Genomic DNA, 20937 nt, shown 5'->3' with positions numbered 1-20937 from the left:
CCCGGGGGAGGTTCGGAGGGGGCTGGCCCCCTCCGTTCGGTCGGACCGGCGTCAGCCGGTCCGAACCCAATCACCCATGCATCCCCAACCCATTGGCGATCTTCCAGATCCGCCAATGGTCATGCGGCATATGGCTCTGCACCAACCCGAAGGGTCGGAACGCATCATGCACCGCGTTTGAGAAACAGGGCACGCCACCCACATTCGGGCTTTCGCCCACACCCTTCGCGCCAATCGGATGGTGCGGAGAAGGCGTCACCGTATAGTCGGTGATATAGTTCGGCGTCTCCCAAGCGGTCGGCAGGAAGAAGTCCATCAGCGTGCCGGTCTTCACATTGCCCATCTCATCATAGGCAATCTCCTGCCCCATTGCGATGGCCAAGGCCTCGGTCACACCACCATGGACCTGCCCGTCAATGATCATCGGGTTGATCCGGGTGCCACAATCATCCAGCGCATAGAACTTCCGAACGTCCCACTCACCGGTATCCACGTCGATCTCCATGACGCAGATATAGGCCCCGAACGGATAGGTCATGTTCGGCGGGTCATAGTAGCTGACGGCCTCCAAACCGGGCTCCAACCCCGGGATCGCTTGGTTGTAGGCCGCAAAGGCGATCTCTTTCATGGTCTTGAAACGCTCAGGCGCACCTTTGACCGAGAACCGATCCACGTCCCATTCGACATCGTCGTCGTGGACCTCAAGCAGATAAGCCGCGATCATCTGCGCCTTGGCGCGGATTTTGCGCGCGGCCATCGCCGTTGCTGCACCCGCCACGGGGGTTGACCGAGAACCGTAGGTCCCAAGACCGTAAGGTGCCGTGTCCGTATCACCTTCCTCCAGCGTGATATCATCAGCGGGCAGGCCGATCTCGCTGGCGATGATCTGTGCAAAGGTCGTGGCATGACCCTGACCCTGAGAGATCGTCCCCAGCCGCGCAATGGCCGAACCAGTTGGGTGGATGCGGATTTCGCAGCTATCGAACATACCAAGCCCGAGGATATCGCAGTTCTTGACCGGGCCAGCGCCAACGATCTCGGTGAAATGCGTCAGACCAATGCCCAGCAGTTTGCGGGTCTTACCAGCCTTGAAGTCCTCAACCCGTTGCGCCTGTTCTGCCCGCAGACCTTCGTAGTCGACAGCCTTCAGCGCCTTGTCCCAGGCGGTGTGATAGTCGCCCGAGTCATACTCCCAACCCAGTGCAGACTGATAGGGGAACTGATCGGCCTTGATGAAGTTGATCCGGCGCAGCTCGGCCGCGTCCATGTTCAGCTTGATGGCCAGAACCTCGATCATGCGTTCGATGAAATAGGCCGCCTCAGTCACACGGAAGGAACAGCGATAGGCCACCCCACCCGGCGCTTTGTTGGTATAGACGCCGTCCACAGCCAGGTAAGCAGTGGGGATGTCATATGACCCAGTGCAGATGTTCATGAACCCCGCAGGGAACTTGGTCGGGTCGGCACAGGCGTCAAAGCCACCGTGATCCGCGGTCGTATGGCACCAAAGGCCGGTGATCTTGCCGTCCTTGGTGGCTGCGATCTTGCCCTGCATCCAGTAGTCGCGGGCAAAGGCGGTGGACATCAGATTCTCCATACGGTCCTCGACCCATTTCACCGGCTTGCCGGTGACAATCGAGGCCACGACCGAGCAGACATAGCCCGCGTAGGCTCCAACCTTGTTGCCGAACCCGCCACCGATATCAGGGCTGATCACGCGGATATTGTGTTCAGCAATGCCCGAGATTAGCGAAACAACCGTGCGGATCGCGTGCGGGGCTTGGAACGTCCCGTAGAGCGTTAGCTTTCCGGTCACCTTGTCCATGCTGGCCACCGACCCGCAGGTCTCGAGCGGACAGGGGTGGGTGCGGTGGTAGTAGACCATCTCTTCGGCAACCACGTCAGCCTCGGCCAGGATGGCCTCGGTCGCGTCCTTGTCGCCCTGTTCCCAGGTGAAGATGTGGTTGTGATGCTTGCGAGGGCCATGCGCACCTTCGGTCTGACCTTCAAGGTCTTCGCGCAGGACCACATTGGATTTCAACGCCTCGAACGGATCGGTCAGAACAGGTAGTTCTTCGTATTCGACATCTATCAACTCGACGGCATCGGCGGCGATATAGCGGTCTTCGGCGACCACAAAGGCGACTTCCTGGCCTTGGAACAGCACCTTGCCGTCGGCCAGAACCATCTGCTTGTCACCCGCCAGCGTTGGCATCCAATGCAGGCCCAGCGGAGCCAGATCCTCGGCGGTCAGAACAGCGATCACGCCGGGCATCGCCAGGGCGGCCTCTTTGTTGACGCTGACAACGCGGGCATGTGCGTAGGGAGAGCGCACAAAGTCGCCGAACAGCATGCCGTCCAGCTTGATGTCGTCGACATAATTGCCCTTGCCTTGCGTAAAGCGCACATCTTCGACGCGTTTGCGCGAGCTGCCCATCCCTTTAAGATTGGCGGCGCGTTCTTCGGGGGTCAGAGTTTGGTCGTTCATTCCGCAGCTTCCTTCTGAGCGTTCAGCATGTCAGCCGAGGCCGAGATCGCTTTGACGATATTCTGATAGCCGGTGCAGCGGCACAGGTTTCCAGCCATGCCAAAACGGATATCCTCCTCAGAGGGGTTCGGATTTTCCTGCAGCAACCGATGCGCGCGGGTGATCATGCCCGGCGTGCAGAAACCGCATTGCAGGCCGTGATGTTCACGGAACATCTCCTGCAATACGCCAAGGCTGCCATCGTCATTGGTGAGGCCTTCGACGGTGGTGATATCGGCACCGTTCACCTGCGCCACGAAGGTGGTGCAGGATTTGACGGATTTGCCATCGATATCCACGGTGCAGGCCCCGCAATGGCTGGTCTCGCAGCCGATATGAGGGCCGGTGATTTTAAGATCTTCCCGCAGGAAGTGGATCAACAGCGTGCGCGGCTCGGCCAGTCCTTCGACCTCTTTGCCGTTTACGGTGAGTTTGACGTGCATTTTCGACATGGTTTCCTCCCCTCAACCCGCGCGGCTTAGCGCACGGTCGATGGCGCGGCGCAGCATCACGCTCGCCACATGTTTCTTGAATTCGACGGGTCCACGGTTGTCGGCCACGGGTTCAATGGCATCCAGCATGGCAGCAACACAGCCGTCCGCATCGCCATTGGCCAATGCAGCGCTGGCGCTTTCGGACCAGATCGGAGTGTCCGCCAGGTTGGTCATCGCAACCGAAGCCGTGCCGCTACCGACCATCACAGCGGCGGCGGCCGTCGCATAATCCCCGATCTTGCGCTTTTGCTTCTCATACGCTTGACCAACGCCAGCACCAGGTACGGGAATCGAAATTCGGGTCAGGATTTCCTCATCCTCGCGTGCGGTGAAATAGGCGGCCTCATAAAACTCACGCGCGGCGACACTGCGCGACCCATCGGGGCCGGACAGTTCAAACGTCGCGTTCAGACATTGCATCAGACCCGGCATGTCATTGCCAGGATCACCATTGGCGACATTGCCACCGACGGTGCCCATGTAACGGACCTGAGGGTCGGCGATCTGCAAGGCCGCCTCGCGGATCAGCGGAATGGCAGTGGCGAGACCGTCATGGGTGATCAACTCATGCTGCGTCACCATGGCTCCTAGGGTCACGGTATCGGACCCGACCGCGATGCCTTTTAGTTCATCGATGGCCTGAAGATCGATCAGGTGGCCCATCTCGGCCATGCGCAGCTTCATCATCGGGATCAGGCTGTGCCCGCCCGCGATCACGCGCGCTTCGTCTCCGTGTTCTTGCAAAATGCCGATGGCCGAGGCGATGTCGCCTGGCCGGTGATACTCAAAACCGGCTGGTATCATGTTTTTCCTCCCTGGGTCCAAGCGGTATACCTTGGGGTACCTTCACTCAGGAAAGAAGGGGGCGCTCAGCGGTTCCAGCCGTATGGAACGGGGCGCGCAGCTTGTTTCACGAAATGCGAATGAGCTGCACGAGTTGCGATCAAAGGCCCAAAGCGTCGCGGATATCTGACAGGCGAGATCGGCTGACGGGTACTTTGCTGAGGGCCTCGACAGAGTCGAAATAGCATGTCCCGTTGTCCTTATGCCTCTCGAAGCTTGAGACATGTTTGGGGTTCACCAGATAACTTCGATGGGCGCGCAGGAAGCCATCGGGCTGTAGGCGCGTCTCGGCCTCGGTGATGGACCAGGGGCAGAACAGCTTCTCGGAATCGATATAGAGAATGGTGTAGTGCCCCTCAGCACGGATGGCGGCAATTTGGGCGGGTTCGGCAAAGAAGGTCTGGCCTTCACGTTCAAAAGGCACCCCGGCGCGTAGGGTTGGGGTTGGTTCTGGTTGAGGGGCGGGTGTTGGGACTGAGGCGGGTTCAGGCTTGGGTTCGATGAAGGTGATCCCGGTCAGCAGGAAGGCCCCACAGATCAGGAAGACTGCAACCGTGACGCCCATCGCCAGAATCTGGTTGTCCAGCGCAGGCCCGGCGGCCCCGGCAGTCTCGGTTGCGACGAAATCCGTGAGACCGGTCGCGACGAAGTGCATGGAAAACACCGCAATGCCGAAACAGGCTGTGCCCAACAGGATGTTCCGATGGGTTCGGCTGTCATAGGCCACCCAGATCGCCAGAACCGACAGAACAACCGAGGCCGCGGTCGACAAAACGATGTCGAACAGGCTGTAGACGGGTCGGCACAGCTGCATCCCAGCCATGCCGACATAGTGCATGACAACGATGCCAAGCCCCACGATCACGCCCGCGCCCACGATGGTCGGCGGGGTTCTGGGACGGAAATGCAAAAGCAGCAGCGCCAGTCCCACCATAAGGATGGCAACCAGCGCCGAGATCAGCGTCACCAGCGCGTCGTAAAAAAACAGGATCGGCAATTGCAGACCCAGCATGGCAACGAAATGCATGGACCAGATACCGCCGCCCAGTATGACGGCTGCGAGGGCGACGATGAACTTGCGCCGTTGATTGTCCAGTTTCGACGCGCCATGCGTCAGGTAAAGACCGGTAAAACCCGCCATCAGCGCCACGGCCAACGAGGCCGCCACGAGCCACGCATTGTGCGAATAGTCCAACATTGAGATGCCGCGCCCTCCCCAGCGCGATCATGACGTTAGCAAACTGAAATTCTCCGCACAATCTTTGTTGGCCTCAGCGGAAGACACCTGTTTCGACTGAGGCGCATAAACGGGGTCTCGCCGGTTTTTTGGCTACAGATCAGCCCCGCTTTTTCGGCGCAAGGTAGGTCCATGTCGGCCCGGCTGTCTCGCCCGATCCGTCCGGCAACGGGATGCGCATCAGCTTTTGCGCCAGCGACTTGATCGAATACATCGTTGGAACAAGGTCGCGCAAAGCGGATTTATCCTCGTTGAAGGCGATGTGCAGACCGTCCAGCAAACCGGACCACGCGGCGTTGAACTCGGCCGAAATCGCGGCGATTTCGGGCGCAGATTTATAGTTCTCCTCGCTGGGGTCGTCTTTCATCGGAGAGACTGCGCTCCAATCGACGATCAGGTCGCCGCCAGTCGGAGGGTCGGTCACCAGATCTTCGGGGCGATAGTAGCGGCTGTGCAGGATTTCGTTGAACTTGAAGAAATGCGCAATGTCCTCATGGCCGGCTGGCCCCGGAATGGTGTCTCCGTCACCAGCTTTGCCACCCAGATCTGCGCCTTCACCTTCTTCCATGATCTTTTGGATGGCATCAAAAGCCGCTTTGCGACGTTGCGCGGGGGTGCCGGTTATCTCGACAACTTCACCGCCCGCGCCGAAATAGTCGTCATTGGAGATCTGACGCGCGGGGTCGCCGATGAAGATCTCTTTGTCCCCGAACTCCTTACATGCTTCTTCCAGCAGCTTCCTGACATAGGCGTAGAATCCGCCGATGGTGGAATAGTGCCCCCTCAATGCCTTGCGGAGGTCTTTCGGCGCGGTTTCTATCTTGCGGAAGCTTTTGACCTGTTTGGGCGAGAACTTACGCAGACGCACCTCTGGCCCGGCCCCGTTCAGTAACTCTGTCGGGTATTTCGGCAGCAAGTTTGGATTGTTCAGCTGAGGCGTACCCCCGATCGCGTTCATCACATTCGCCGCAAGAACCATATGCAGCATCTCTTCGACCATGACCTGGCGGATCACCTCGATCGGCTCGGCATTCACGATGGTCGGCTCGGACCGGTCGTATTGCCCTTGCTCCAGGATCGAATAGCAGGCTGTCGCGTAGGGCGGGATTGTCGAAAGCTCCAGCATCAAGGCGTCTTGCAGATGTTTGCAGAGATTTTTGCGCGCGGCGTCCAGTTTCTTTTTCGAACTCATTTCGCACCCCCTTTCCGAACGGCCTTCTGGATGGCTCTGGCGGCCCTGAAGGCCATGGCAGACATCGTCAGCGTCGGGTTGGACGTGGCAATCGTCGGCATCGAGCCTGCGCCCACCAGCCACAGATTGTCGTGGTCCCATGCGCGCATCTCGTCATTGGTGACCGAGTTGTGCCGATCTGTCCCAATCCTGTGCGTACCGACCAGATGGCCTGCACCGAAGAAGGTGTAACCCTTTCCATCATAAGTTAAATACCCCGCATCCGATGGGCTGTAGGAGGTATGGTTCTTGATACCAAGCCGCTGGAATATCTGCGCACAGGTGTCATTCGCGGCGGCCAGCCCGGCGCGGGAATAGTCGTCCAGATCATAGCTGATCACCGGGCGGTATTCGCCCATGGGTGTGCGGTAGGCTGGGTCGATGGTCACTCGGTTTGTTGCTCTGGGCAGTTGCTCGACCATGGTGCCAATTCGGACCTGCCGCTGGACATCGTGATAGAGCTTATCGCGCAGGGCGGTGCCATAGAGGTTGTCCTGCTCGACCAGCCGCGCCACGTCTGAATTCGGAGAGCCAGCGGCAAAGTTCCAGCCCCAATTACCGATCTCCAACCGGAAGGCCGCGTTCTTGTTCCTAAAGTTTCCGTCCCGGAAATTGGCGTAGCTCGAGGTCGATCCGGGCCCGCGAAACGGGCCAACCGGCTCTGGCGCGGCACCCCATGTCATCATGTAAGGGTGGTCCATCAGGTTGCGGCCCAGCTCGTCACTGCTGGTGCAAATCCCCGAGGCCAGCGCCAGAGTGACGTTTTCCACCGCACCGCCAGCCAGCACATATTGCTTCCCTCTGGCCCGGCGCAGTTCGTACTGAGGCACACCGGGGAACGGGTATTTCTTGTAAACAATACCAGATACACGCCCGCTTTCGGCCAGTTCGACCTTTGAGGCGATGGCCTGCGTGATCGTCTCCATCTGATGCTTGGCTTCGTGCTTGGCATCCTCGAGCGTTTTCATCGCGTTGTATTTGGCCTGGATCGGGCAGATCGGAATGCAGCTTGAGTTTCCCTCGCATCGCTGACCCATATAGGCGAATGGTCCGGTCGCGCCGCGCGGGCGGAATTGCTGCCTGCGCTTGTCGCCAACCTGAATGCCCTTGGCAGTTCTTGGCTTGCGCGGAGTTGAGTTCCGGCCCTGCGGCGTGCGCGAGACTTTCAGGTGAACCGTGCTGGTGGCATCCTCGCCGATTTCGATGGGCATCCCATCTGCCTTGGCAAAGAAGCCATCCACGTAAGACGACGGGATCGAATGCATCGGGTAGTCATACTCCTTGTCGAAATACCCGACATTGTCGTGCCGTCCTGACGTGCGAATACCCAGTGCCTTGGGCGTCTGTTCGTCGGCATCGGCCGAGACACCGATCTCCCACTCGGCGCGCTCATAATCCGCGCGCAGGTCCTGATAGCCAAAGGGCCAGTCAACGCCTTTGCCAAAGCGGCTTTGCATCTCGAAATCCGCAGGCATCATGCGCAGGCTTGTGCCCAGCCAGTGCAGTGAGGTTCCGCCGAACGCCATCAGATAGTTGCTGCCAAAGGGCAGGGGGCCGCGTTGCACGAAATACCCGTTCGTATCGGGCTCGGTGCCTCGTACTGCGGTGATGTCCAGCACCGAAGGTGAGGGCAGGGTTGGTAGGTTCGGATAGGGAGAGTTCGGCGTCTTGGCCAGCGACAGATAGTACTGATCAAGGTAGGAGCGATACGTCTCCCACGTCTTGCCATGGTCTTCTCCGGCTTCGAGGATTAGAACCGAATGACCGGCCGAGATCAGCTCTTTGGCAAGAATGCCCCCGGCAAAGCCAGCGCCCACGATGACCACATCATAGGTCCGTTCGTCATCTGCAATCGCGCTCATTTGGCTGCCCCCCGCTGTTTTGGAGGTTCAAGGCCCCATGAGCCAAAGCCCTGTTGCTTGGCCCCTTGGGGATGCGCTCCGATGGCGTCCCAGACCAGCCCTTCTTTGTAGGACCGGGTCGAGATGATCTTGACCACATCAAACCGCGACGCGCCGTAGCTTTCGCGCCATTCCTGTGACAGCGGCACCCATTGGCCGGTGTACCAAAGCTGGATCAGCGTGCGCGACAGCGGGCCGAGGCATTTGTCCGACAGATAGGTCTGACGCATGATCCGGTCGTCGTCCTGCTTGCCTAGCTTGTTGGAATGAGACAGGAACTCCTTAAGGATCTCGACGGGCAACACTTGCCGGAACTGATGCCAGTATTCGCCTGCGCATCCGGTGCCCTGCAGTTCGGCGCTGCTATAGCCGGTCAGGGCGGCGCTGACGGTCAGAAAGGCGTTAAACTCGGGGGTGTCATCATGCGTCTTCATGGCGATCCCCATCAATTGCGTCCACATAGAAGCCACGCGGCTCAAAGCAGGCGGGTTGGCTTTCAAAGACCTGCACGGCCACCGGCGTCATATCTGTGAACAGCGTGCGCATGTCGCGGGTCATTGGGAAATCGTTGTTCCCCAGTTTCAGCTTGAAGCTTTTTGCGATGCGTTTACCCTCTTTCGTGGTCAATATCGCGGTTTCAAACAGGCCCGAGATGGTCCAGCGGGTCCAAACGGTGCGTCCAAGCCCGGTGGCGAATTCGGGGATCGGTGTGCAGTTGGTCAGGGTCCAATGATCGCCCTTGAGTTTGCCCAGATCCGCCGTCAAATCGTAGACGATGGTTTGCGGATCGTCGGGATTGACCAGTTGGATCCACCATTTCTTGGGTGAGATCGGAGGGTGTCCCTTCATCTTGGCATTCAGCGAAGGAACCTTGTAGTTGAATTGGCCCAGAAACTTGGGCTCTCCGAACGCTTGGCGTCCGGCCTTGACGGCCATGGCGTTGTCGGCGGCCACATGAACCCGTAGATGGCCGATGGTTTTCGTCTGATCGCGGCCGTGAAGATACTCGGTCAGGGACATCTTCGGCACGCCCGGCACCCGGTTCTTGGGATAGGCCAGTAGGTTGAATTCGACCTCGTTCACGAAGCCCAGCGAGTTGTCATAATGCGCGGTATAGCGTTGGAAGTTCAGCAGGATGACGGCCTTGTTCTCGCCGTCTTCATCGGGAAATTCGGCGACACACAGGCCGGTGCCTTTCACAAACTGGCGGGCGACTTCGACCGAGGTGTACCAATACATCCACTGGCATTGCAGCGAGGCATAATAGAAGGGGAACGTGTCAAATTGCTTTGGCAGTTTCGGCATGACGCCGGTGACATCCGTCTGATGGCACGGGTCGCTTTTCGCTTTTTTCTTTGTCATTTGGCTGTGATCTCCCCCACTGGCTGTGACAATTCTACTTGCTCAGATTCCGCCCGATCATGCCTCCGGCTGTTTTGTTTTTAGGGTTTTCAGAATGGCTTTTGCCTCGACCAGCGCGGGTGCCTTGGTCTTGTCGGCGGCCACGGCTTTCGAGATCTCGCCAAGGCAGTTTGACGAGGTCTCAAGCTCGGCCAATTCTCGAATGACATGCAAAAGCGGGCCGTAATGGCCCAGCTGCAACGCCACCATGGCAGCCTCTCTAAGGTGGCCGATCCCGGCGCTGTCATCCCCGTGGGCCATGGCTAACCGACCGCGCAGGCAGGTCAGCCCGACGATCCAGAATTTCTCACCGCTGTCGTTGGCGAAGGCTTCGGCTTCGTCCAACAGTTCCTCGGCCAGTTCCAGTTTGCCGTGTAGAATAGCCGCATCCGCGTAGAGGCACAGGAAGAAACTCAGACCAAGGCGGCAGCCGGTATCGCGCCATTCGCGCAGGCCCAGGGCGATCTCTTCCAAGGCCTTTTCACCATCGGTGCTTCGGCGCACCCAGCCATTCATGACCCGCGCCCAACCGCGCCAGAACTGGAAAGAATATTCCTCGGACAGGGCGATCAAAATGGCCGAACTGTCTTGAACCGTCGCCTCATCGCCCCGGAAATGGGAAATCCATCCCAGGAAGGCATTGGCGAAGGACTGGCTGAACGGGTGCGCGGTTTCTTCGGCATGGACTAGCGCTGCCTTGATCGCTGTCAGCGCGCTGGATTCGTCGCCTGACAGCCAGTAGGAAAGCGCGCGATAGCCCTGAAGGGCAACCGCAAGGTCAACCACATCGAAATCGAGGCCCATGAAGCGATGTTCGATGGACAGATTGACCTCAAGCCCGGCCTCAAGATGTTTCAACGCATCTTTCGGATGGCCCAGATAGGTCTGAAGCGATCCCATTGAGCGTTCGGCTGAGACAATGGTCAGCGGGCTCGATAAATCCTGACAGAGCGAGACCAGTCGGTCTGCATTCTGTTTCGAGATCTCATATTCCCCGCCCAGCATGGTCGAGCGGAACTGTCCGTAGACCACTTTGAACAACCGCTCTGTTTCGCCATATTCGCGGCACAGGGACTGCGCCCGCGCATAGGCGGACAGAACCGATTTGTGTGCATAGCCTCGAACAAAGGCCAGTGGCACGGCGATCATGATCTGCATGTCGATCTCACGCCGGTCGCGTTCCTGCGATTGCGGCATTTCCTGCAAGCATTCCAAAGCATGCTGCAAATGGGTGATCGCCTCGACATTCGCCGAATGGTCCAATGCCTGCCGGGCAGCGGTCATCAGTTTGCCTTCGGCGGCGGGGTAATTGCCGGCACGCCAGTAGTGATGGCCCAGAATTTCGGGCTCGCGCGCGACCGTTTCGGCGTATTTTTCCTCAAGAACTGCTGCGATTTGGCCATGCCATCGTGAGGCTGTCGAGCGCAGCATGGATTGATAGGCCGCATCCTGCACCAGCGCGTGGCGGAACCGGTAGGCATCTGCAGTACCCGGCTGGCCTGCGGGCACGATCAGTTCGGTTTCAAGCAGCTGGTTCAGCGCTTCGGTGATGTCGTTTTCGGTCCAGTCCAGAACCTCGGAAAGCAGTTTGCGCTCAAAGTTTCGGCCGATTGCGGCGGCGACCTGCACGATCTCGCGGCTGGCCGACAAACGGTCCAATCTGGCCATCAGCGAATCCTGCAGCGATTCTGGGATCGCCATGGACAACTCGGCCTGACTCTGGCCGCGGTTGACCAAAAGGCCGGATTCCATCGCCATCTTGGTCAACTCTTCCACGAATAGTGGCACGCCATCGGTGCGATCGGCCAACTGGCTGAGAACTTCCGGCGACGGTTGTAAGCCCGAGATGCTTTCAACCAGCTTGTAGATGTCACGGCGCACAAGCCGGTTGAGCTCCAGGCTTGTGACATGGGACTGGTTGCGCCATGGCGACTGGAACTCGGTCCGAGCGGTCATCAGGATCAGGCAGCGGCGGTTCGACACCTGTTCGATCCAGCCATTGACGAATTCCAGCGTCGAGGCATCGAACCAATGCACATCGTCGAGCAGAAGCAATAGCGGCTGGTGCTGTTCCAGCCCCGCGCAAAGCTGCAAAAGCGCCTCGATCAACGCGCCCTTTTCCCGCTCGGGTCCCATCGGCGCGACCAGAGAGGTGCTGTCTTCCAACCCCATCAGGCGCAGGATAGGCGCGGCGCAGGTGTCAGCATCAAGGTTCAGATCGGTCAGAAACCGGGTGACTTTGTCCCGGCTTTCCTCGGGAGGCGCATTGGGCAGCATACCCGTCAGCGTCGTCAGCGCATTCTTGATCGGGAAAAACGCGCTGCTTTGATGCAAGGGCGATCCGAACAGGGTGAACTGGGTGGAGGCCTCGTCGGTTAGCTTGTCCTTCAGTCCAAATGCGATCTTGGATTTGCCAACGCCCGCGTCGCCGGTCAACAGCAGAACCTGCCCCTCTCCGTCCAGCGCGCCGTCCCATCTGGACTGGACCAGAGCTATCTCGGCAGTGCGCCCGATAGTCGGCGTCTTGTCGTGCGCGAAGTCCTTGCGCCCGGTGTCAAAGCCGGAAATCTTCGGACCGACCACATAGAGCTGCAACGGTGTGCTGACACCCGCCAGGGGCGGACTGCCGATCGAGGTGAAATCCAGACGCTCTCCGACCAGTCTGCGGGTCACTTCCGAAACCACAACCTGACCCACATCCGCAGCAGCCTGAATCCGCGCCGCAACGTTTGGTGTATCGCCAAACAGCCAGACCTTTTCCGAGCTTGATGTGCCTGCCGCCGTGCCCACCACCACAGGTCCGGTGTGAATCCCGATCCGCACATTTGTCGAAACCGATTTGTCCGTCATCCCCGCATTCCCGTCGCGTGTCGCGCCCGCAATCTCAAGCGCGCAAAGAGCGGCGGAATAGTGGCTGAGTTCCTGCGCGGTGGGATAGCCGAAGATGGCGACCACTCCGTCTCCGGCATAGTTGGCGATTTCGCCGCCGAACTTGGTGACGGTCCGGCCAACCAACTCGCGGTATTGCGTGATCAGTTCGCGGTAATCCTCGGGGTCGAGTCTTTCGGACAAGGCCGTTGAACCCACCAGATCGCAGAACATGACGGTCAGTTGGCGACGTTCGGCCACGTCTTCTGGTGCGTCCTTTGGAGAGGGCAAAGGGGCAGCCGGTGGGGGACTGTCCTGACCCAGCAGCGAAGCCCCACAAGCGGTGCAAAACTTTGCGTGCGCCATCGCTGACGCACCGCAGGACCCACAGGCTAGGGTCAGTGCATTGCCGCAGCCGTGGCAAAAGTTGGACCCGGCAGGATTGGCCGCGCCGCATTCGCTGCAATTAACATTCGGACGTCCCAATATGGCTGCCCCTGAGCGCTGTAATTGCGCCTTATGTGAAACAAAGAAACAATTTCGCTTTCTTTAGTAGCACATAATCTACAATTCGTCGCCCTTGAATTGTGCGCGGGTTTTGCACGCCCGCAAAGGGTTACTCACTGGTGCGGGCTGGCACGGTAGTTAAGACCCCGCCTGCGGGCGCAGAAACCCCCCAATTCTGTCGATGTTTTCGACCAGAAAGAACGGGCTGTCAGAGCCTGGTATGGGCTGAAAAAGCTGCCCGTGGTCTTTTTTGAATGCGGTAAAGATCGGGCCGTTCACATGGGCTAGAAAAGCTTTGAAGTCCTTGTAGATTTCGATGAATACGACGGTGCCCTCACTGGACGGCGGCGCCGAATTTTCGCCGCCCGTGTGGATGAGGTAGCCCCAGGTGTCCTCTTCCTGCTTCACATCTTGGGCCAATTGCTTGAGGGCTGCGATCCCTTCCGCCTCCTGTTTGGGTTTCAAATACCAGGTCGCGATTATGCTATACATATCGATAGTCCTTTCTGGGGGCAGGTCTGCGTCCTATCCGTGATCATTCCTGCCCAGACGGGTCAAATTGATTGATCTTTGTGGCGCGGCGGCCCTCGGGAAATGAGGGTTCAATACGCCGAAAGAAAGCCTGCAACAGGCTTGCCGGATGAAGGCCACGCAGCCCTTATGTTAGCATATTGTGCGCCGGGCTGGCAAAACTCAGATGTTACTAGTGGGTGCGCGCGGTCCTGACTGTCACTGAGCCACGGCCCGAATATCAACTCCGTGAGGAGATTTGCCGCAGAGGTTTGTAGGCCGCTTTGAACTGCGCCTTGGCTGCCTCGTAATCTGCGGTTTTGCTGCCGTTGGGCAGAACGCGTTCGCCGATGCTGGGAGGGGTCAGGATGTCTTCGGGCGACGCTCCGGTTTCTGCGATCTGGCCAAGACGTGCGGCCCCCAATGCAGCGCCAAACTCTCCGTCCTGAGGTAGCTCGATTGGCACGTTCAAAACAGTTGCAATCAGCTTGACCCAGTAGCGCGATTTTGTACCGCCGCCGATGCCGATCAGCCGATCAATCCGCGCGCCGGTCTGTACAAGCGCGTCATACGAGTCGCTCAGGCCATAGGCGACGCCCTCAAGCACGGCGCAGGTCAGATCGCTCTGGTCGGTGTCTTTTCCCAGCCCGGTAAAGCCGCCGCGAATGTTGGCGTCGTTGTGCGGGGTGCGCTCGCCTGAGAGGTAAGGGTAAAACTGCACGCGCCCCGGTGCGCGTAGCTCGTCGCCCAATGCGCGGGTCAGGTCGGCGGGTTTTTGGCCAGTGATCTGGCCCAGCCAATTCAGGCTGTCGGTTGCAGACAGCATAACGCCCATCTGATACCAGCGATCAGGCACGGCATGGCAAAATGTGTGCAAAGCCGAGGCCGGATCAGGGTGGTAGCCATCGCGCGCAGCCAGCAGCACTCCGGAGGTGCCAAGCGAAATGAACCCGTCCCCCTCGTTCAGAGCACCCAAGCCACAGGCAGCTGCGGCGTTGTCTCCGGCGCCGCCTGCGACGGTGACGCGATTGCGCAGACCCCAACGGCTGGCATGATCGGCGCGAAGAGTACCTGCGGGCTGACATCCTTCGACCAGGCGGGGCATCTGAGATTCCGACATTTGCCCAGCAGACAGCAGCTCCCCGGACCATGTACGCCGCGAGACGTCCAGCCAAGATGTGCCAGCACTATCCGACATGTCAGCGACGTAGTCGCCTGTCAGATAGTAGTTCATATAGGCCGCAGGCAGCAGAACCTTCGCGATACGGGAGAAATTCTCCGGCTCATGTTCCTTGACCCAGAGCAGTTTGGGTGCCGTGAAGCCGGGGAAAACGATATTGCCCGAAATCTCGCGAATTCCAGGCAGGGCGTCCAGATGCCGGGCCTCGGCATCCGCGCGCGTGTCATTCCACAGGATGCAGGGTCGGATCACGTCACCTGCGGAATCCAGCAGCGTTGCGCCGTGCATGTGGCCCGCTACGCCTATGGCTCGCAGATCGGTAAATTCGGGGTGAGCGTCCCGCAACGCGGCAACCGCCCCCTCTAGCGCCGCGATCCATTCGGCGGGGTCCTGTTCGCTCCAGCCGGGATGTTTGTGCTCGGACGTGCAGGAATGCTCTGCCGAACCGAGCACGCTGCCGTCTTCGGCCAAGAGCAGGGCGCGCAGCCCGGACGTTCCCAGATCAATGCCAAGGTAGCTCATACTGCGTCGCCTCTGATTTCATAAGTTTGCAAACGGTTTATTCTGTTTTTGAGGAGTCTGCAAAGCGCGGATCAACCGCCGATGTAGCTGCCGGTCTTTGGGCGATAAAATATCTTCTGATCGTGCAGCTTGCCCAGAAGATCATGCATCCGGCGAATGGTGTCTTCGTTGTTCTCGTTCGCCTCAATTGAATAAGAGGCCATCGCCTGTCGCAGGGCTTGTTCGATCAATTCCATATCCTCGATGGAGAGTTCGAACATGTCATTATATTGCGGCATTTGAGGTCCTCCGGCTGCGGTTGTGAACCCAAAGCATGCCCGGAAAACCCCGAGTTTACCAGATTACGGTCCGTATCAGTCCCTTTGCATCCGCGCTGCATAATATTGTGCAATGGCTTGGGTCCGGTTTTTGACGCCCAGCTTGTCGTAGATGTTCGACAGGTGGAACTTCACGGTGTTCGTCGAAATCTCGAGCTCTTTTGAAAGTTCGCGATTGGACATGCCCTGCGCCAGCGCCTCGAGGATTGTGCGTTCCTTACGCGACAGGCTTTCGATCGGGTCCTGCTGCATTTTCCGGACGTCGATGAACGGAAACACCATCTTGCCCGCGGCCACTTTCTCGCAGGTGTCCAGAAGCCCTTCAACCTCGCCCGAGCGTGCGGCAAACCCGGCAGCCCCGGCCTGCATCGCAAGTCGCGGAACGTCGGCATTGGCATCGCCATAGACCACGAAGCGCGGCGCGCTGGCTTGGTCGCGCAGCACCTCGATCAGTTTTGCGGCGCCAAGGGCGGGCAATGTCCAGTCCACTACGCCGACCTGAACAGGCACCCGCATGACCGTGCCAAGGAATCCTTCGGCCGTGGCCGAAGTCGCGACCAATGAGAATCGCGGGTCGCGTTCAAAGATCTCTGACATCGCCGACAGGACCAGAGGGTTGCCGTCCGCCAGCATGACGTCGATGGGCTTTGATGGAGCTTCAGCCATATGAATTTGCCCTTAAAGCTAAAAAACTACCCAAATGGGTGGGTATGTTTTTAGTATACTATCGTATTTTTACACCTTTGGGTAGGTAATATCCCATCCTATTAGGCATGCTAAATCAGTAGTAAGTTACGTTGCGTGATCTGGCAAGAGCACGTTTTCTACACGGCAACTCAACCAAACGGGCCGCTGAGCCTGAGAAACAGCCGAGGAAGCCGCACAATGACTTTCCAGATTTTCCCTCCGCTCGAAATCCCCGAGACCCTTGCAGCGGGTCCCGGACCCGGCAACACGGATGCTCGCGTTCTGCAGGCCTTTGCAGGGGCAGGGGTCGCCGATCACATGCAGGGCGACGTTCTGCGCGGAATGATCGAGTGCAAGCATATGCTGCGCGAAATCTGGGGCACGCAGAACGCCTATACTTTTGCCGTCGCCGGCACGGGTTGGAGCGCGCTGGACACCATGTTCTCGGCCGTCATGCCGGGCGACAAGGTTGTGGCTTTTGCCAACGGCACATTCTCGGGCATTGATGCGCTGACCCTGCGGATCAAGGCGGCGACGCCTGCCGAACACGCAGCCTATCCGCTTGACCCACAAGCTGCCAGCGTCACCGTGATCGAGGTTCCGCATGGCCAGTCTGTCACCGGAGAAATCGTCGAAGCAGTCCTGGCCGAGCACAAGCCCAAATGGGCGTTCATGGCTCACTGGGAAACCGGGTCCGGCCGGATCAACGACATTCGCGGCTTTTCGGACGCGTGCGAGCGTCACGGCGCGATGGGGCTGATCGACGCGGTGTCGTCGCTGGGCGTGGATGATTTTTCGATCGACGACTACCCCGGCATCGCAGGCTGGGCCTCTTGCCCCCAGAAAGGTCTGTGTTGCCTGCCGCTGACCTATGCTCCAGTTAGCTTTACCGATGCCTTCATCGACAGCCTCAAGACCAGCGGTGCCTACACCTATGTGCACAACCCGATCTTCGAGGCCCGCCACTGGGGTATCGTCGACGGTCAGGATGTCGAGAAAGGCGCCTATCACCGGACGCATTCGGGCTATGCCGTGGCTGCCTTCCACGAGGCGTTGCGTCTGACATTGCAGGAAGGGCTTGCCAAGCGCGCAGCGTCTTACCGCATTCACGAACGCGTCCTGCGCGATGCCGTGGTCGAACTGGGGTGCGAGGTCACCTCGGACATGCCCAGCCTGATCGTTCTGAACCTGCCACCGGAGCTTGCCGGGCGTGAGATGGAATTGGTGCAGAATTGCCGTGCGCGCGGTTTTGGCATCTGGCCCACGCTAAGCGCGCCTGTGCAGGTGCGGATCGGCATCCTCAACCAGCTGAACCGGAAATCCGTCAGCCGGATCGTACGCCTGTTTGCCGAGGCGATGCGCGAACTGGGCGGACAGATTGATCGGGACGCGATCGAAGCCCTGCTGGAAAGTCGCTACGGCACTTCGATGGCTGCTTAATTTCACTGCAAGAACGGGAGGATTGCAGATGGATATTCACGAATATCAGGCGAAAGAGCTTCTTTCGAATTTCGGCGTCGAAGTACCACCCGGTGCTTTGGCTTATAGCCCGGAACAGGCGGCCTATCGGGCGCGTGAACTGGGGGGTGACAAGTGGATTGTCAAGGCGCAGGTCCATGCAGGCGGGCGCGGCAAGGCTGGAGGGGTCAAGCTGTGCAACACCGAAAACGAGATCTACACAGCCTGTGATGACATGTTCGGCCGCAAGCTGGTCACGCATCAGACCGGCCCCGAAGGCAAGGGGATTTACCGCGTTTACGTCGAGGCCGCGGTGCCGATTGATCGCGAAATCTATCTTGGTTTCGTACTGGATCGTTCGAGCCAGCGGGTCATGATCGTTGCGTCCTCGGAAGGCGGGATGGAGATCGAAGATATCTCGGCCGAGCGTCCGGACAGCATCGTGCGTTCAATTGTTGAACCCGCAGTGGGTCTGCAAGAATTCCAGGCCCGTGAAATCGCGTTCCAACTGGGGCTGGAGCCGAAGCTGATCCAGCACATGGTCCGCACGCTGCAGGGCTGCTACGCCGCCTTCAGCGATCTGGACGCCACCATGGTCGAGATCAACCCTCTGGTCATCACAGGGGACGACCGCGTTTTGGCGCTGGACGCGAAGATGAGCTTTGACGACAACGCCCTGTTCCGTCACCCGCAGATCGCCGAACTGCGCGACAAAAGCCAGGAAGACCCGCGCGAAAGCCGTGCCGGTGACCGGGGCCTGTCCTATGTTGGTCTCGACGGCAATATCGGCTGCATCGTGAACGGCGCCGGTCTTGCGATGGCGACCATGGACACGATCAAACTGGCTGGCGGAGAGCCTGCGAACTTCCTCGATATCGGTGGTGGCGCCTCGCCCGAGCGTGTGGCTAAAGCTTTCCGTCTGGTTCTTTCGGACGACAATGTGCAGGCCATTCTGGTGAACATCTTCGCGGGTATCAACCGTTGCGACTGGGTGGCCGAGGGCGTCGTACAGGCTTTGAAAGAGCTGGATATCGACATCCCTGTCGTCGTGCGCCTGGCCGGTACCAATGTGGAAGAGGGTCAGAAGATCCTCGCCAAGTCCGGTCTTCCGATCATCCGCGCCACCACTTTGATGGAGGCGGCCGAACGCGCCGTGGGCGCATGGCGCAACGACCTTACCCAAGGCACCAAGATGAGGGCTGTGTAATGAGCATTCTTCTCGATCGTAACTCGCGCGTGATCGTGCAGGGTATCACCGGCCGTATGGCGCGGTTCCACACGAAGGACATGCTGAACTACGGCACCAATGTCGTGGGCGGCGTGGTTCCAGGTAAAGGCGGTGAAACCGTCGAAGGCGTTCCGGTCTTCGACACCGTCAAACAGGCGGTTGAAGCCACTGGCGCGGATGCCAGCCTAGTGTTCGTTCCACCGCCCTTTGCGGCGGACTCGATCATGGAGGCCGCAGATGCCGGTATCCGCTATTGTGTCTGCATCACCGACGGTATTCCGGCGCAGGACATGATCCGCGTTAAGCGCTACATGTACCGCTATCCCAAAGAGAAGCGCATGGTCCTGACCGGGCCGAACTGCGCGGGCACCATCTCACCCGGCAAAGCGCTGCTGGGGATCATGCCGGGGCATATCTACCTGCCGGGGAACGTGGGCATCATTGGTCGCTCGGGGACGCTGGGCTATGAGGCCGCAGCCCAGTTGAAAGAGCGCGGGATCGGAGTTTCGACCAGCGTTGGCATCGGTGGCGACCCGATCAACGGCTCGTCCTTCAAGGACATTCTGCAGCGTTTCGAAGAGGATGAGGACACCCATATCATCGCCATGATCGGTGAGATCGGAGGCCCTCAGGAAGCCGAAGCGGCCGAATTCATCCGCGATCACATCACCAAGCCTGTGGTGGCCTATGTTGCGGGTCTGACCGCTCCGAAAGGTCGGACCATGGGCCATGCCGGTGCGATCATTTCGGCCTTCGGCGAAAGTGCCAGCGAAAAGGTTGAAATCCTGTCGGCCGCTGGTGTGACCGTGGCCGAAAACCCAGCGGTGATCGGTGAAACGATCGCCCGCGTGATGGAGGCTGCGTGATGGTCAAACCCTCGGTTCTAGTCACCCGTCGCTGGCCTGCCGCCGTCGAGGCGCAGCTGGCCGAGAACTACAACACCGTGCTGAACACCGGGGACAAGCCTATGTCCCCGGCAGAGATCCGGCACGCGCTGAAATCCTATGATGCGGTCCTGCCGACCGTGACCGATACCCTCAGCTCCGAGGCTTTGGACGTTCCCGGCGCGCAGACGAAAATCCTGGCAAATTACGGCGTTGGCTACAGTCACATCTGCGAGCCCTCAGTGCGTGGGCTGGGCATGACCGTCACCAACACGCCGGACGTGCTGTCCGAATGCACCGCCGATATCGCGATGACCTTGCTGCTGATGGTGGCGCGCCGCGCTGGCGAAGGGGAACGCGAGCTGCGGGCCGGCAATTGGACCGGCTGGCGCCCCACGCATCTGATCGGCACCAAGGTAAGTGGCAAGGTGCTAGGCATCATCGGATATGGCCGCATCGGGCAGGAAATGGCCCGGCGTGCTCATCACGGTTTTGGCATGCAGATCGTTGTCTACAACCGCAGCAAAATCGCGCCCGAGGTTCTGGCCCAATGCAATGCCACTCAGGTCGAAACCGTGGATGATCTGCTGCCGCAATGCGATTTCGTCTCGCTCCATTGCCCCGGCGGAGCCGAAAACCGGTACCTGATCAATGCGCGCCGTCTGGATCTGATGAAACCGGATGCGTTCCTGATCAATACGGCCCGTGGCGAGGTGATCGACGAACGCGCGCTGATCCAATCCCTGACCTTCGACATGATCGGAGGGGCAGCGCTGGACGTGTTCGACGGAGAGCCCCGCATCAACCCCGACCTTTTACAATGTGACAACCTTGTGATGCTGCCTCATCTGGGCAGTGCCACCCGTGAGGCGCGCGAGGCGATGGGGTTCCGTGTGCTGGACAACCTCAGCGACTTTTTCGAAGGCCGCGAACCGCGCGATCGCGTGATCTGATCCGCCCGCATATCACTTCTCTGCTCTGACCTCTATATGGGGTCGGGCCTCGGACCGCTCAGGAGGAAAGCGTCATGAACGCCCCCAATCGTATCGATGGTTTTTTCACCCAGTCTTTGTCGGACCGTGATCCTGAGCTTTTCGGCTCGATCACGTCCGAACTGGGCCGTCAGCGCGACGAGATCGAGC

General features: G+C 59.3%; 17 protein-coding genes. 4 read left to right on the top strand and 13 right to left on the bottom strand.

All coding sequences use genetic code 11. From position 1 onward, the window contains the following. Nucleotides 1–70 precede the first annotated feature (70 nt). The 13 genes from ACR0IP_RS13780 to ACR0IP_RS13720 form a co-directional block, all read right to left on the bottom strand. Nucleotides 71–2488: an aerobic carbon-monoxide dehydrogenase large subunit gene (locus tag ACR0IP_RS13780; protein WP_480526148.1), complete on the bottom strand. Its 2418-nt coding sequence runs from the start codon at nucleotides 2486–2488 to the stop codon at nucleotides 71–73. Further along, on the bottom strand, nucleotides 2485–2979 hold the full coding sequence (locus tag ACR0IP_RS13775; RefSeq protein WP_170380391.1) for a (2Fe-2S)-binding protein: 495 nt from the start codon (nucleotides 2977–2979) through the stop codon (nucleotides 2485–2487). The genes ACR0IP_RS13780 and ACR0IP_RS13775 overlap by 4 nt, the downstream gene beginning before the upstream one ends. Before the next feature lie 12 nt (nucleotides 2980–2991). After that, entirely contained in the window at nucleotides 2992–3825 is an 834-nt protein-coding gene (locus tag ACR0IP_RS13770) for an FAD binding domain-containing protein (RefSeq protein WP_480526146.1), read from the bottom strand. 139 nt (nucleotides 3826–3964) lie between these two features. Continuing rightward, nucleotides 3965–5062 carry an MHYT domain-containing protein gene (locus ACR0IP_RS13765; RefSeq protein ID WP_480526144.1) on the bottom strand — a complete coding sequence of 366 codons (1098 nt, stop codon included), beginning with the start codon at nucleotides 5060–5062 and terminating at the stop codon, nucleotides 3965–3967. 139 nt (nucleotides 5063–5201) lie between these two features. Beyond that, complete coding sequence (locus ACR0IP_RS13760) at nucleotides 5202–6293, bottom strand: ferritin-like domain-containing protein (RefSeq protein ID WP_480526142.1); 1092 nt, start codon at nucleotides 6291–6293, stop codon at nucleotides 5202–5204. Next, nucleotides 6290–8194: a GMC family oxidoreductase gene (locus ACR0IP_RS13755; RefSeq protein WP_480526140.1), complete on the bottom strand. Its 1905-nt coding sequence runs from the start codon at nucleotides 8192–8194 to the stop codon at nucleotides 6290–6292. Before ACR0IP_RS13755 ends, ACR0IP_RS13760 begins: the two co-directional genes overlap by 4 nt. Beyond that, complete coding sequence (locus tag ACR0IP_RS13750) at nucleotides 8191–8667, bottom strand: hypothetical protein (protein WP_480526138.1); 477 nt, start codon at nucleotides 8665–8667, stop codon at nucleotides 8191–8193. Before ACR0IP_RS13750 ends, ACR0IP_RS13755 begins: the two co-directional genes overlap by 4 nt. Continuing rightward, nucleotides 8654–9595 (bottom strand): hypothetical protein, encoded by a 942-nt coding sequence (locus ACR0IP_RS13745; protein ID WP_480526136.1) that lies wholly within the window; start codon nucleotides 9593–9595, stop codon nucleotides 8654–8656. The genes ACR0IP_RS13750 and ACR0IP_RS13745 overlap by 14 nt, the downstream gene beginning before the upstream one ends. Before the next feature lie 57 nt (nucleotides 9596–9652). Continuing rightward, complete coding sequence (locus ACR0IP_RS13740) at nucleotides 9653–12988, bottom strand: adenylate/guanylate cyclase domain-containing protein (protein ID WP_480526134.1); 3336 nt, start codon at nucleotides 12986–12988, stop codon at nucleotides 9653–9655. A 159-nt stretch (nucleotides 12989–13147) separates the two neighbouring features. Further along, nucleotides 13148–13501 carry an antibiotic biosynthesis monooxygenase gene (locus tag ACR0IP_RS13735; RefSeq protein WP_170556057.1) on the bottom strand — a complete coding sequence of 118 codons (354 nt, stop codon included), beginning with the start codon at nucleotides 13499–13501 and terminating at the stop codon, nucleotides 13148–13150. Between the two features lie 259 nt (nucleotides 13502–13760). After that, nucleotides 13761–15221 carry a xylulokinase gene (gene xylB, locus ACR0IP_RS13730; protein ID WP_480526132.1) on the bottom strand — a complete coding sequence of 487 codons (1461 nt, stop codon included), beginning with the start codon at nucleotides 15219–15221 and terminating at the stop codon, nucleotides 13761–13763. Between the two features lie 71 nt (nucleotides 15222–15292). Further along, nucleotides 15293–15499 carry a hypothetical protein gene (locus tag ACR0IP_RS13725; protein ID WP_170380401.1) on the bottom strand — a complete coding sequence of 69 codons (207 nt, stop codon included), beginning with the start codon at nucleotides 15497–15499 and terminating at the stop codon, nucleotides 15293–15295. Between the two features lie 75 nt (nucleotides 15500–15574). Next, a complete protein-coding gene (locus tag ACR0IP_RS13720; protein ID WP_247748029.1) occupies nucleotides 15575–16204 on the bottom strand; it encodes a response regulator transcription factor in 630 nt (209 codons plus the stop codon). A gap of 219 nt (nucleotides 16205–16423) precedes the next feature. On the opposite strand from ACR0IP_RS13720, the gene ACR0IP_RS13715 reads away from it, so the two are divergent. Genes ACR0IP_RS13715 through ACR0IP_RS13700 form a run of 4 tightly spaced genes read left to right on the top strand, consistent with a single transcriptional unit; the run spans nucleotide 16424 to nucleotide 20748 of the window. Then, entirely contained in the window at nucleotides 16424–17665 is a 1242-nt protein-coding gene (locus ACR0IP_RS13715; RefSeq protein ID WP_480526129.1) for a pyridoxal-phosphate-dependent aminotransferase family protein, read from the top strand. Nucleotides 17666–17693: 28 nt separating this feature from the next. Continuing rightward, nucleotides 17694–18890 (top strand): malate--CoA ligase subunit beta, encoded by a 1197-nt coding sequence (locus ACR0IP_RS13710; RefSeq protein ID WP_170661481.1) that lies wholly within the window; start codon nucleotides 17694–17696, stop codon nucleotides 18888–18890. Continuing rightward, the gene (sucD, locus tag ACR0IP_RS13705; protein WP_170380404.1) at nucleotides 18890–19777 is read left to right on the top strand and encodes a succinate--CoA ligase subunit alpha; all 888 of its coding nucleotides are present in this window, start codon (nucleotides 18890–18892) and stop codon (nucleotides 19775–19777) included. Before ACR0IP_RS13710 ends, sucD begins: the two co-directional genes overlap by 1 nt. Continuing rightward, nucleotides 19777–20748, top strand: coding sequence for a 2-hydroxyacid dehydrogenase (locus ACR0IP_RS13700; RefSeq protein ID WP_480526127.1), 972 nt, complete (start codon nucleotides 19777–19779; stop codon nucleotides 20746–20748). Before sucD ends, ACR0IP_RS13700 begins: the two co-directional genes overlap by 1 nt. The last annotated feature ends 189 nt before the right edge of the window (nucleotides 20749–20937 follow it).

Source organism: Ruegeria sp. AL11 (assembly GCF_056540865.1).
Note: the sequence above shows the minus strand (reverse complement) of the source record. Positions and strands in the feature narration are given on the sequence as shown.